1 protein-coding gene is annotated in these 454 nt (G+C 71.1%); it reads right to left on the reverse strand.

Going from position 1 to position 454, the window contains the following annotated elements; translation table 11 throughout:
• Nucleotides 1-431 (reverse strand): transposase (locus tag EFE23_RS27910; protein ID WP_148058571.1); only part of this gene is annotated, 431 nt, incomplete at its 3' end.
• Nucleotides 432-454 lie beyond the last annotated feature (23 nt).

Genomic DNA, 454 nt, shown 5'->3' on the forward strand with positions numbered 1-454 from the left:
ACGGCGAACGCGGCTTTCTTGCCGGCGGTGTTGTTCGCCCGGCCGCCGAAACGCCGGTGTAGCCGGTGGAACCGGGCGCCGAGCCGGGTCCTGGTGCGCGAGGCGGCCAGGGCGGCCTCGATGAGGATCGACTGGACGTGGGTGTTGCCCTTGCGATGCCGGGATCTGCGCCTGCGGCCGGCGGACTCGTTGTTCCCCGGAGCCAGCCCGGCCCACGCCGCCAGGTGTTTCGCGGACGGGAACCGGCTCATATCCACGCCGATCTCGCTGATGATCACCGCCGCGACCCGGTCGCTGATGCCCGGGATGCTGCTCAGCAGCCGGATCTGGGCGGTGAACGGGGCGAGCAGCCCGGTCGGCGCGAGCGCCGCACGCCGGCTGCTGCCGGCCACACCGGCATGACCGATCTTCTTCTTGACCTGGTCGATCATCTGGTCGAGGTGGTCGAGCCGGG

This window comes from Micromonospora solifontis, from assembly GCF_003725545.1.
Lineage (GTDB): Bacteria > Actinomycetota > Actinomycetes > Mycobacteriales > Micromonosporaceae > Micromonospora > Micromonospora solifontis.